Origin of the sequence: Paenibacillus sp. Soil750, from assembly GCF_001428045.1 — a bacterium.
GTDB lineage: Bacteria > Bacillota > Bacilli > Paenibacillales > NBRC-103111 > Paenibacillus_E > Paenibacillus_E allorhizoplanae.
The window spans coordinates 153,185-165,845 of the sequence record NZ_LMSD01000003.1 but is presented as its reverse complement, the minus strand read 5'-3'; the positions used below and the strand labels follow the sequence as shown (position 1 = coordinate 165,845).

General features: G+C 46.0%; 14 protein-coding genes. 5 read left to right on the top strand and 9 right to left on the bottom strand.

Going from position 1 to position 12,661, the window contains the following annotated elements:
- The first annotated feature begins 4 nt into the window (after positions 1-4).
- The gene (locus ASL11_RS37360; protein WP_235550380.1) at positions 5-211 is read left to right on the top strand and encodes a hypothetical protein; all 207 of its coding nucleotides are present in this window, start codon (positions 5-7) and stop codon (positions 209-211) included.
- A gap of 786 nt (positions 212-997) precedes the next feature.
- The gene (locus ASL11_RS37355; protein WP_235550379.1) at positions 998-1,150 is read left to right on the top strand and encodes a hypothetical protein; all 153 of its coding nucleotides are present in this window, start codon (positions 998-1,000) and stop codon (positions 1,148-1,150) included.
- Positions 1,151-1,867: 717 nt separating this feature from the next.
- Here the strand turns inward: ASL11_RS37355 and ASL11_RS05045 are convergent.
- From ASL11_RS05045 to cymR, 5 genes are all read right to left on the bottom strand, one after another.
- On the bottom strand, positions 1,868-2,938 hold the full coding sequence (locus tag ASL11_RS05045) for an AI-2E family transporter (RefSeq protein ID WP_056610462.1): 1,071 nt from the start codon (positions 2,936-2,938) through the stop codon (positions 1,868-1,870).
- Between the two features lie 154 nt (positions 2,939-3,092).
- Entirely contained in the window at positions 3,093-3,296 is a 204-nt protein-coding gene (locus ASL11_RS37350; RefSeq protein WP_028555750.1) for a hypothetical protein, read from the bottom strand.
- A 7-nt stretch (positions 3,297-3,303) separates the two neighbouring features.
- A complete protein-coding gene (locus tag ASL11_RS05035) occupies positions 3,304-3,825 on the bottom strand; it encodes a PRC-barrel domain-containing protein (RefSeq protein WP_056610460.1) in 522 nt (173 codons plus the stop codon).
- Positions 3,826-3,854: 29 nt separating this feature from the next.
- Positions 3,855-5,003, bottom strand: a complete 1,149-nt coding sequence (locus tag ASL11_RS05030; RefSeq protein ID WP_056610458.1) for a cysteine desulfurase family protein — start codon at positions 5,001-5,003, stop codon at positions 3,855-3,857.
- An 8-nt stretch (positions 5,004-5,011) separates the two neighbouring features.
- A complete protein-coding gene (cymR, locus tag ASL11_RS05025) occupies positions 5,012-5,431 on the bottom strand; it encodes a cysteine metabolism transcriptional regulator CymR (RefSeq protein WP_056610615.1) in 420 nt (139 codons plus the stop codon).
- A gap of 321 nt (positions 5,432-5,752) precedes the next feature.
- Between cymR and mnmA the strand changes: the two genes are divergently transcribed.
- The 3 genes from mnmA (at position 5,753) to ASL11_RS35635 (ending at position 8,239) form a co-directional block, all read left to right on the top strand.
- Positions 5,753-6,841 (top strand): tRNA 2-thiouridine(34) synthase MnmA, encoded by a 1,089-nt coding sequence (mnmA, locus tag ASL11_RS05020; protein WP_056610457.1) that lies wholly within the window; start codon positions 5,753-5,755, stop codon positions 6,839-6,841.
- 60 nt (positions 6,842-6,901) lie between these two features.
- Positions 6,902-7,591, top strand: coding sequence for an AlkZ-related protein (locus ASL11_RS05015; RefSeq protein WP_056610455.1), 690 nt, complete (start codon positions 6,902-6,904; stop codon positions 7,589-7,591).
- Between the two features lie 297 nt (positions 7,592-7,888).
- Complete coding sequence (locus tag ASL11_RS35635; protein WP_082595257.1) at positions 7,889-8,239, top strand: DUF3889 domain-containing protein; 351 nt, start codon at positions 7,889-7,891, stop codon at positions 8,237-8,239.
- Here the strand turns inward: ASL11_RS35635 and ASL11_RS05005 are convergent.
- The 4 genes from ASL11_RS05005 to ASL11_RS04990 all read right to left on the bottom strand — a co-directional run bounded on the left by ASL11_RS05005 (position 8,234) and on the right by ASL11_RS04990 (position 12,653).
- Positions 8,234-9,553, bottom strand: a complete 1,320-nt coding sequence (locus ASL11_RS05005; protein WP_056610452.1) for a replication-associated recombination protein A — start codon at positions 9,551-9,553, stop codon at positions 8,234-8,236. The genes ASL11_RS35635 and ASL11_RS05005 overlap by 6 nt on opposite strands.
- 127 nt (positions 9,554-9,680) lie before the next feature.
- The gene (locus ASL11_RS05000; protein ID WP_056610450.1) at positions 9,681-11,210 is read right to left on the bottom strand and encodes an MFS transporter; all 1,530 of its coding nucleotides are present in this window, start codon (positions 11,208-11,210) and stop codon (positions 9,681-9,683) included.
- Between the two features lie 13 nt (positions 11,211-11,223).
- Positions 11,224-11,751 carry a PadR family transcriptional regulator gene (locus tag ASL11_RS04995; protein WP_056610448.1) on the bottom strand — a complete coding sequence of 176 codons (528 nt, stop codon included), beginning with the start codon at positions 11,749-11,751 and terminating at the stop codon, positions 11,224-11,226.
- A gap of 146 nt (positions 11,752-11,897) precedes the next feature.
- Positions 11,898-12,653, bottom strand: coding sequence for a tRNA threonylcarbamoyladenosine dehydratase (locus ASL11_RS04990; RefSeq protein ID WP_056610446.1), 756 nt, complete (start codon positions 12,651-12,653; stop codon positions 11,898-11,900).
- Positions 12,654-12,661: the final 8 nt, after the last annotated feature.

Below are 12,661 nucleotides of genomic sequence, written 5' to 3'. Positions count from 1 at the left end.
CTCCATGGCTCGTTCCGTTGGACTGACCGGCTGGCCGTCGATCGACAGCGACATGGACCCTGCGGTGGTAGACGAACCGATCAGAACCCGCTCACCAGACAGAACATCGCCATCAAGAACGTTCAGCGCAGGGCTTTTCTCATTCCCAGCCAAGCTGATCGTTTTCGGAGCCGTTGACGTTGTGTTGAAGGTATCGGATGCTTGGAAATAGTAGTCGAGTGTCGGGCTCCCGAACCATTCCATCATCTCCAACGAGTAGCGGAAGCGTCCGTCGGCGCCGCGAGGCGAGGTTACCATTTTATAATTCGTCGTCTTGTTGGATTTATAGTATAGATTAACGGACGCAAGAAGACGATCATCTGCCGCTTCGGCCATCAGCTCAATTGGCTTGATCAGGTCAATGCCGGAGTGATCTGAAAGATCCTTTACCGACGGCGGGACAGGGTCGTTCACAGTGAGGACAGGCTCCGCGGGTACGTTAGCCGGGTTGAAGGTTCCCGGGGAGGCCGGCAACGTCTTGGAGCTGAGCTTCTTCATATCGAGACTGCCGGCGTCTGGAACGCCGTACTCGATACTCAGATCCGCAGCTGTATCGATCACGCCTGGATTAAAGCTCGCACGTACAATGTCGGTTCCTGTATTAGTAGCTACTACGAGGGTTCTTTCCCTCAGGTTGTTAAGACCGCCGGGAATCCGGACAATGTCTTTATTTTCAACGAGCGAGGTTTGAAAATGCTGATTAAAGTCAGCCACCGTCTTGGGCTCCCCTGACGCCGTAACCGCCCAGAAAACCATGGCCTGCTTAGGCTGGATGATAATCTGTTTATCGGTGTAAGGCCGCCAGAATAAATCCTGGCCGGGCTCCCCAGGGTACCTGTATAAAATAGAATAGTCCTTGAAGTCGATCGGCTGGTCGCTGTTGTTATAAACCTCTAGGTACTCGTAGGGATCCTCTCCCAGTGCATCGTCTCCACCGGAGTCAGGGACCATTTCAGTAATGAGCATGCGGGGGATTCCAGTGCCCGCTTCGATGGCGGCTGCACTTTCTGCAGCTGCAGAGCTGCTAAGCGTCAGCAGAGAGCTGGCGGCAAGGTGCGCGGCCATCAGGCAGGTGAAGCAGCGGGTTAACAGTTTCTTGTTCACTTGTTAGTCATCTCCTTGTTTTCAATTTTCACAATGATTTCGAAGTACAGGAAATAGCTTCATTCGTTTATTCGTTTATTCAATTAATAAATCATTTAGATTTATTAATTATCGATAAATATCATTCGCCATCAATGCTACGTTTCCTCTTTTGTTTTTGTAAACATTTTTTTGAGATATGGAAATGAGATTGGGTTATTAGTGAGGGTATAAGCAGAGCCGCGGCATATTTTGATAGCGGAGATTCCAGTTATAGCTGCAAAAAAAGAAGCAGACAACAACTGAGACTCATCAGATGTCTGCTTCTTTTTGTATCTTTATTCATTAAATTATATAAAAATGTTTTTTAAGTATTTCCGAAACAAAACGTCTAATAAGCTATTCTAAAAAAAATAATAAAAAAAATATAATAATAAGAAGGAAGGATGATAAAGACAAGCATCTGAAATAGTCATTTACCTCGTTTAATTTTATCAGAAAATCACCGTTGACAATGATTCTCAATAGAAGTATACTAGTTTTATTGATAATGATTTTCATTATCGAACTTACAATAACAGCTTGTTTAATACTCACTTATTCCGTAGTCCATTTCATGGTTTACGTATGGGCCACAACCTTTTCTAACTCCTCAACCCTCGTGCAAAACCCTTTGGACCATGATCCCGCAAGTCATGGCTCAAGGGGTTTTGTGCGTCTTTTGCTTGTTTCCAGATCAATTTGTCTAGGTTGTTTGTTTATGAACGAAGTGGATGAACACATGCTGGATGATGACTTTCATTACGGCGAAGAAGGGTACCGCCAAGATCAATCCCACAACGCCAGCTACTTCTCCACCAACAAGCAAGGCGAAGATGATAAATAGCGGATGCATGTGCAGCGTTTTACCTACGATTTGTGGCGAAATCACATTCCCCTCGAGAATTTGCACCGTCAAATTGACAAGTGCGACGAACAGCACCATTTTCAACGAGACGGTTGAAGCCATAATAATAGCCGGTGCCGCACCCAAAAAAGGCCCCATATACGGGATAATATTGAAGATCGCGACAACGCTGGCGAGCAATAACGGGTACGGCATTCCTATTAGCCAGTAGCCCACATACGCTAGCACACCAATAATCAAGCACACGAGGAGCTGCCCGCGTATATAGTTGCCAAGCGCCGTATCAATGTCCATGAGCAGGGAGACGGTTTTTTTGCGATGCTTCGTCGGTACAATGGCTAGCGCGGTTTTCTCGATAATCTGAAAATCCTTCAAGATGTAGAAAGACAGGAACGGCACAATGAAAGCTATAAACAGCATATTGATCGTCGTCCCAATTTGATTCATGTAATTCGCAACCGCCATGGAAATCTTCGTCTCCAGTTTCCCTATGGAATGATTAAAGCCATTTCGAACACTGTCAGGCAGCAGTTGATTTTGATTAAAGCCATCAACAAGGGACTGTGCTTTCATCGCCATTTGTGGCATATGTTCATTTAATTCAGCCGCTTGCTCCACAAACATTGGTGTCATATTCATAATAATGACCGTCACTGATGTGATAAACACACTATAAATCAACAATACGGCAATTGTTCTCGGCATTTTGCGTTTGTTCAGAATCGTGACAACAGGATTTAAAATATACGAGATGATTATCGCTATAAAAAACGGCATCACGATGGCTTTAATGAATGTGAAAAAGTGAAACAAGATAGGTTTAATCAGCAAAAGCAAATATAACCCGACTAAGATTAATAAGGCATATATCAACCCCACAAACCATTTATTACTCCAAAATCGTTCCATGCTGCCTCCACCTCTGTCATTTGAATTCAATGTAACGTTCATACAGTATGTGTACTAGCTGTCCAATTTAATCCTGACTTGGCACCTTATGACAAAAAAAGCGTTATTGTTCAAGCGATTCCTCGCCTGACCAATAACGCTTCAACTGTTAACTTTAGTTCACGTGCTCGTGGATATGAGAAACTTCTTCCTCAAAAAACAAATCATCCAGAGAACTTAACGTTCCATCTTCCTCAACTTGATAAACGGACATCTTATCTCCGTTTACGCTGAGTTCAATGAAACAACCCCAACAGTAAAATTGATGGGAACCGATCTTTCCAATATCTTTGGAATTACAGTTTGGACAACGCATCATGCTCACCCTATTCTTCTTTGGATACGAAGAGTTCTTCTACTTCCTGAGCGCAATGTCCAGGCACGATGATTGCATCTTCCCCCATGGTTGCCGATTCTGGCATGGGAAGCCACTTTCGCCCTTCTTTTAAATCAGAAATAAACCCTTCGGACAATTCATAACCTACTATTTGTTTACCCCAATTCTGGTTTAAATAAACATCTTCTACCACGCCTAATTCGTGCCCTCCCACTGTGATGACCGGGAGTCCCTTAATCTTGTCGCTTCCCTCAAGAAAAGCATGGCACTCATTCTTCTGTCCAAATTCACAAATGACACTATCGTTCGGTATGGTTATAGCATCCTCTCCGGCAGCAACGATTCCCTCCCATGAAATGTATCGTAAGGACGAGAACCACGTCTTCGCTTCGAGTATAATGCCGCTTATGTTCCACGTTGGGTCAATCAATAAATCCTTTACTTCACCAACTTGCTTACCCGACTCAACGGTTAACACGGGAAGTCCTATTAATTCATGCGCTCTGCGCAAAGCGTAACGCCTCCTAGAACCACCCAGTACTACTTATTACGCAACCGCTCTATAATGGTTGCAACTTTCTGGGCAGCCGTTTCGATTTGTTCTTTAGAATTCCCCATTCCAAAGCTAAATCGCACAGCGGAGTGTGTCACATTTTCTGGAAGTTTCATGGCTTGTAAGACATGCGAAACTTCAAGTGAGCCAGACGTGCATGCGGAGCCGCTTGCAGCAGCTACCTGTTCTAAATCAAGATTCATTAAAAGTGTTTCTGTAGAAACACCTGGAAAAGAAATGTTTAGAATGTGCGGGACATGCCAAGCCTTATGCCCGTTAATCACAAACCCCTCACAGCCCAATTGCTGTTCTAAGATGGAAATCATGTGTTCGCGTAGCCTACTTGCTTGTGTGTAGTTGCGTTCTTGGAGCGGAAGAATGGTTTCAACTGCTTTGGCGAAGCCGGCAATGGCGGGGATATTTTCAGTTCCAGCCCTTCGCTTGCGTTCTTGTGAACCACCGAATACGTGAGGAAGCAGCTTCGTATGCTTGGAAACGTAGAGGGCACCTGCGCCTTTGGGGCCATAAATTTTGTGGGCAGACAGGCTCACGAGATCGACCGGCAGTTCGGCAAGATTCAGGGAAATCTTCCCTAAAGCTTGCACCGCATCGACATGAAAGGTAATGCCAAGTTTTTGTGCTAGCCGACCAATTTGCTCAATGGGTTGGATAGTCCCTACTTCATTGTTCACATACATCATAGAAATTAAAGCTGTATCGGGACGAATAGCTGCTTCCACATCTTCTATTTGAATAAGTCCATCTGAACCTACCGGGACGTATGTAACTTCAAATCCAAGGCTTTCCAACCGTTCACAGGGATGAAGCACGGCGTGATGCTCGATCGCACTCGTTACGATATGCTTTCTGCCAGCTTGATCCCCATGCATGATCCCAAAGATCGCCATATTATTGCTTTCTGTTCCGCCGCTTGTAAAGATAAGCTCACCAGGCAAACAGCCTAAGGATTTCGCCATACCATCACGGAAGCGATTCAACGCAGTTCTTGCCGCACGGCCGAAGCTATGCGTACTGGAAGGATTACCGTAATTTGTTGTATAGAAAGGCAACATAGCCTCCCATACTTCAGCATGTACGGGCGTTGTTGCAGCATGATCAAGATAAATAGGTTCCATATGTCACCTTAAATGTAAAACATGTAATTATCGTTTTTACCTTTATCCTCAAAAGAAATCAGATTCGCCAATGTTGTGGAGTCCAGCACATCTGCAATGCTATCACGAATACGAATCCACAAGTCCCTTTTGGCGGGATCATCTTCTTCCGTAAAATCTACGGGGCTGATCGGTCCTTCAAGTACGCGAATTACTTCACCTGCAGTTACCTGTTCGGCAGATTTAGAAAGAATATAACCGCCGTAAGCTCCGCGGATACTTTTGACTAAACCCGCATTCCGTAAAGGAGCTACAAGCTGCTCAAGATAATGTTCAGAAAGCTGATGTCTCTCAGCAATGCTCTTCAGTGAAGTCGGTCCTTCACCCACTCGGTTGGCCAATTCCATCATGATCGTTAGTCCATAACGACCTTTTGTGGAAATCTTCAAAATTAACACCTCATTCAACATGATATGCCATCAAGGAGTCTGTATATATCGCTAAAACTTGAGATGCTTACCAAATCTGCTACCCACGCTTTAACACCAGGGTCGTCCCTATCTAGGTAAACAGCGTTTCCATTTTTCGCAAAAACATTCCAAAACATCCGTATATCGTATCTATGTTATCACAAAACCCTTGTAATGTGGGGGAAAAACAATGACATTCTCATGAAATATTTTAAATTTGAGCAATTGGCATGTATAATAGTAGTGTTCAAAATGAACAGCTCTACCAAAGTCAAGCAAGATGGAAAAGAGGTTTACGCTATGGAAACAAAAAAACGTGTCATCTTAGGAATGTCTGGAGGTGTCGATTCTTCGGTCGCCGCGCTGCTGCTCAAAGAGCAAGGTTATGAAGTCATTGGCATTTTCATGAAAAACTGGGATGATACTGACGAATTTGGTCATTGTACGGCAGAAGAAGATGCAGAGGATGTCAGACGGGTCTGTGACCAGCTCGACATTCCTTTCTATACAGTAAATTTTGAGAAGCAGTATTACGACAAAGTTTTCGCCTACTTTTTGGACGAGTACACCAAGGGCCGCACGCCAAACCCAGATGTCATGTGTAACCGTGAAATTAAATTCGGGGAATTGCTGCAAAAGGTACTCGATTTAGGCGGCGACTACATCGCGACTGGACATTACGCACAAGTGAAGGAACAAGACGGCGAATTCGTGTTGATGCGTGGAAATGATTCGAATAAGGATCAGACTTATTTCCTTAACGTCCTTAATCAAAGTCAGCTCGCCAAAGCGATGTTCCCAATCGGTCACTTGCCCAAGTCCAAGGTACGTGAAATTGCTGAAGCAGCTGGCCTTGCAACGGCGAAGAAGAAAGATAGTACTGGGATTTGTTTCATTGGCGAGCGCGACTTCAAGACGTTCCTCAGCCAATACCTCCCTGCTCGCCCAGGCAATATGGTCGATATTCGGGGTGGTGAAATCAAAGGGCGTCATGACGGGTTAATGTATTACACATTAGGCCAAAGACAAGGCCTTGGGATTGGTGGATCCGGCTCTGGTGAGCCATGGTTCGTTGTGGACAAAAATTTGGAGACAAACGAATTGCTCGTCGTGCAAGGGGAACAACATCCTGGACTTTACTCTAAGGGTCTGACGGCAACTGATGTAAACTGGATCTCTTCGAAAAAGCCAGAAGGTACCTACACCTGCACAGCCAAATTCCGCTATCGCCAAGCGGATCAAGGTGTCGTAATTACCTTGCAACCCGACGGCAGCTGCGAAGTTGTTTTCGATAAGCCGCAAAAAGCAGTTACGCCAGGCCAATCTGTTGTCTTTTATGATGGTGAGATATGTCTTGGCGGCGCTGTGATTGATAAGGTTCATAAGTAAGAGCACGGCAAGCATAAGGGCAAGAAATTCATGCAAAGATTAGTGTGGAGGAGAATGTGTATGGCTATGAATGAGGTAACGATTAAAGCTGATACGTATGAAGATGTGAAAAGGCTCGTTAAGGAAATTGGAATTCTGCCCCTCTCTTCGTTTATCCCTGAGCATCCTTCTCTTGAATCCTTAACGGTCCATGAGCAATGGCATACTGGACTCGAAACAGATCCTTGGTTATGGCGCGATCGCCTTCCTGGTGATGGTCTTGCGGCTTATGGACGTTTTTTCGCCAAGAAACCCTTATTAATTTCTTCTGAGTTATTTCCGTTGATCAAAAACTTACTGGAAGATCCCTACACGGTGGACGAGCGTTATTCGGATGGTGAGCTCTCCAAAGCCGCAGTAGATGTGTATCACGCCATTGCTGGGAATGAAGGCATCGATGTGAAAGCTCTACGCGCTGCGACCGATTTGAAATCGAAAGAATCCAAAAATGAATTCGATCGTGCCTTGATTGACTTGCAGAGCAAAACTGATATTGTGATTGCGGGGATTAGTGAGCGTCTGAACGCCAATGGTACGAAAAACGGCTGGAACAGCACCTGTTATATGACCGCTTCGCATTGGATGGAGCTGCATGGCCTTACGAAGAATATTCTGCCAACACCTGAAGCGAAAGCTCAGCTGCGAACGTTTCTACAAGAACAGTACAGTGAGGCTGCTGGCAAGTATTTAACGAAAATCTTTAAGCTGTAATGGAGGAGGAGCACTTAGGAGCACTTAGGAGCACTTAGGAGCACTTAGGTGCTCCTTTTTTGTTGATTGCACATGGTTAATTCAGCTTCTTTTCTCCCCCAAAGGGACGTATAAGGGAACGGAGATGCACTATTTACTTGAAAAGAAGGGAATACATTATTGGAACTCTTGAGTGGATATCAACCCTACTATTGCTGTTATTTACCGTGCTCGAAGACGCATGCAAGCTCCCACTGTCGCACACGCTAAGCTCGAAAGGTGTGAGCGATACTGAGCAAAATCATAGCTATTTTACTCATGTTTGGCTTGAGCTGGATTGAATCATCTTCACCTGCACTTGCAGCAGGCACCATCCAACATGGCAGCGGCAGCCATACCATAAGAGCACCCATACATGACCCCTCCTATGCCAAGTGGAGCCGTCTTGCTTTTCAAGAAGCCGGTAAGGTGTATACGTTGCTGGATTACAAATACATTGGAAAGTCCAACGTAGCACCAGGTGTCGTACAACAGCAGTTCCGCTTCTGGGTCAAAAAGGATGGCGCTGAATTCCCACTCATCGTCTCCATTCGGTATGATCCCGTTACAGAAAAGGTATTTACCATACTTATGGAGCAAGAAAATAGAGGGACACTACGGATTCTATGAATCTGTAGGTGTCCCTCTTCTTTTATGCTGATTAAGCTTCATCTTCTCTTCTGTGCCTTGATTGGTTGCCGCGAAAATCACTTCATGCTGAATCTCATCCGGCAAGTATTGTTGTCGTACGAAATGCCCTGGATAATTATGCGGATACATATAGCCTTTATGACCAAGTTTCTCCGCACCTTTGTAGTGTGTATCACGTAGATGCAGCGGAACTTCCGCTGATTTCACCCGCTCCATCAACTCCTGTGCACGCATGATGGCAAGTGGAATCGAGTTGGACTTCGGACTTTCCACCGCGAATAAAATTGCCTGGGAAATGATGTACTTCGATTCTGGCCAGCCGATCTTATGGTACGCGTCCATCGCCGTAACCGACTGGACCATCGCCTGCGGATTGGCGAGTCCGATATCTTCGCTGCAAGCAACGATCAGACGCCGCAGGAAGGTCATAGGATCCATGCCGAGCTTCTCGACGGCATAGAGGAACCAGAACAGCGCGGCGTCGCTAGAGCCGCGCACGCTCTTGTGAAAGGCGGACAAGACGTCATACTGCGTCGACTCGTCCGCTTTCACGATCGGGCGGCGAATCGACTCCTCCGCCACCTCACGCGTGATATGAACCGTGCCGTCCGGTTCAGGTGAAGTCGTCAGCGCTGCGAGCTCCAGCGCGTTCAGGGATCGGCGGATGTCGCCATTGGCCATCTGCCCGATGTGCTGCAGCGCCTCCTCGTCCACTTGGAGGCGCATGAAGCCGAGCCCCTTCACGGGATCGGCGATGGCTCTTCGCATGGCGATGAGCGCATGCTCCGCCGTGAGCGGCTCGAGCTGAAACAGCGTCGAGCGCGACAAGAGGGCCCCGTTCACATGGTGAAAGGGGTTCTCTGTAGTCGCCCCGATGAAGATGAGGATGCCCTGCTCTACCGCAGGAAGCAGCGCGTCCTGCCGCGAGGTGTTGAAGCGATGGACTTCGTCCAGAAACAGGGTCGTTTTACGACCGTACATCGCTTTGGTGCTTTTGGCCAGTTCAATGATTTCACGGACGTCCTTCACGGAAGCATCCACAGCATTGAGCTTCATAAATTCGCCTTGGGTTCGGTTCGCAATAATATTCGCTAACGTCGTCTTCCCTGTCCCTGGAGGTCCGTAGAGAAGGATCGACGTCACTTGATCAGCCTCAATCGCCCGTCGGAGGAGCTTGCCTTTGCCAACAATTTGTTCTTGGCCGATATATTCATCCAATGTCGTTGGTCGCATCCGGTCGGCAAGCAGCTTGCCCACTGGATCTTGGGATGACGCATATGTAAACAAATCCATGATTAGTTTCCTTTACTTGGTGCTAAAAGTTGGTCTGTCCATTATACCTTGCCTCGATTGGCCTTGTCATGTCTACTCAAACAAAAGCTCCTCCAATGCGCTTGGATTACGCATGGAGGAGCTATATTTAATGTGAAACAACAGGCTCGCTTTTTGCATCCTGACGAGGTGCTGGGGCTGCGAAACGCAGTGGGCCTGCAATAAAGGCAGCACCTAACCCCACAACACCAAAGGCAATACTTAGAATAAAGCCATGATTGATCGCTGTTCCTAGCGAGTCGCGCAGGAAGTTCAATGTCGCTGGAGACAGCTCCGAACCTGCACGTATCAATTGCTCGGGGTTCCCCAACGTAGCAAGTTTATCAAGCGGCATTTGATGCGCAGCAGCACCATCCTGGATAAGGCTACTGTAGTTATTGTTCACGATAGTCGCCATAATCGACGCACCTAGAACCCCGCCAATATTCCGCCAAAACCCAACGATCGAGGAGCTGACACCGATATATTTGCGGTCTACACTTTGGGCAACGGCATTTTGAGCCACACTCATTAAGGGTCCGATCGCACCAACGCCAAGAAGGACCATAAGCACGATCATGTAGAACTTACTTGCATCATGACTGACTACGCTAAGCAGGTAACTGACAACAATACCCGCTGTCATACTGAATGCGAACACAGCACGGAAGCTGAAGTAACGCTGTAGGAACCCGAAGCCAACAGCACCAACCATTAAGGAAAACATCATAGGAGTCAGCAAACTATTCGAATTCGCATTTCCCAGAACCGCTGTTGAGAAAATAGGCAAGTACGCAATAGCCGAAAACATAATCGCACCTTGACATAGACAAGCTAAGACGGTAGCCAGAACCATCCGATTTTTGAATAAAGGTAACGGAAGAATGGGTTCATGCGCTCGGCGCTCAACTTGAATAAACAAGAAGCCAATGACAACTGCGACAGCTAACAAACTAATGATTTGCCATGAACCCCAGGCGTAATCCTTACCACCGAACTCAAGGGCCAGCATAAGTGAAACGGTTGTTACGATGAGAAACAGCGTGCCCAGATAATCGATTTTCGGACGACGATCGGAGCGAGATTCTTTTAGAGCAAAGAACAAGACAAGGAACGATAATACACCAAGCGGCAAATTCACGTAGAAACACCAGCGCCAGCCCCATGACTCTGCCAAGAGCGTTCCAATTTGTGGTCCAGCAACGGAAGATAGTCCAAAGATCCCTGCAAAAACGCCTGACAGCTTCGCCGCCTGCTTAGGGTCGGCAAATATCGTGTAAATGATCGTAAACGATATCGGGAAAATCGCTCCAGATCCGATACCTTGAATGGCCCGAAACACAATAAGTTGAGTCATATCCTGTGCCATTCCACATAATGCTGATCCAATCAGGAAGATTGAAATCCCAATCATGTAAAACAATTTTCTACCGAACATATCCGACAACTTACCAAATACGAGCATCGTGCTTGTTGAAGCTAGCATATATGCCGTGAATACCCAGCTAATCTTGTCAAAGCCATTAATGTCGCTAATGATGTGTGAAATCGCCGCAGATGTCACTGTGTTGTCCAGTGCGGACATGAGAAGTCCGAGTGCCATCGCCAATATAATCAAACCTGTTTTCTTATTCGCCATTTTGTACATAACCTCACTTCTGTTCGATAATTTTCAATCGTGCAATGCCCTTCGTCAACGTGTGTAACTGGCTTTCTGTATTGCTAATGCCAATTTGAATGCATATCTCTTGTGTAGGCGACATCTCCGGCTGACAGTCTGCATACAACTTACGCAAACTTTCAAGGCTGTTCTTCGTCCGTTCGAGGTACGTTTCTAACACACCGACCACTACTTCTGTGTCTACAAATTCGCCAAAAAACAGCCTTGTCATCGCATCGGACTTGAACTCATTGTCTTCCACAGGACTATACATATACGTTTTAAAATGGTGCTGCCCCTCCTCCGTGATGGTAAACACATTCTTATTGGGTTTGCCTTCTTGGATCACGCTTTGTTTGGTGATCAGACCTTCTTTCTCCATTTTGCTTAACGTTGGATAAATCGTGCCATAGCTCGCGTTGTAAAAGTAGGAAAATATCGTCTCGAGTTTATGCTTAATGTCGTATCCAGATAAGCTATGGTGCATAAGTAAGCCTAAAATGACATCTTGACTGTTCATGTTGTCTGTCCTCCAATGGTTTGATGTTGCTCAATTACAAGTATTAATTTAACAGAACATATATATCGAGTCAACATATACTTATTCGATATATATTAAAATTGTGTAAAAAAAAGATACCCAGTAAACCGGGTATCTGCTATGCCTTATTTTTGCTTCGCACCAATCTCCAGCAAATCCTTCACAGCCGCACTCACCATGATAAGTCCCGCTACAGGAGGTACAAAAGAATTACTCGCAGGCGGTTGTTGCGCCTTACGTCTATCTGGTGCATCCGCAGGCACGATTTGCTCTGTAACGTCTTCCCGTGGCTTCATGGGTTCTTCCATCGAGAAAACGACCTTCACGCCCTTCTTAATGCCCTCTTTACGTAATCTTTGGCGAATAACGCGTGCGATTGGATCCATACTTGTCTTCGAAATATCAGCAATTCTAAATTGCGTAGGATCCATTTTATTGGCTGCACCCATACAAGAAATCATCGGAATTTTGCGTTCAAGACATTGCTTGATCAGATGAATCTTGTAGGAAATCGTATCACTTGCGTCGAGCACATAGTCAATTGGATAAGCGAATACTTGCTCATATGTTTCTTCTGTATAGAACATCCGGAGAGAAATAACTTCACACTCGGGGTTTATCAAAAGGATACGGTCCCGCATCAGATCAGCCTTAGGCTGACCTACTGTTGTCGTAAGCGCATGGATCTGACGGTTGATATTCGTGATATCGACAACATCCTTGTCGATCAGAATTAAACGTCCAACGCCAGATCGTGCTAAAGCTTCAGCCGCGATGGAGCCGACACCACCAATACCGAGTACAACAACGGTACTATTTTTCATAATTTCTAGACCCTCAGGGCCTATCGCGAGTTCAGTTCTCGAAAATTGGTGAAGCATGGGAACAC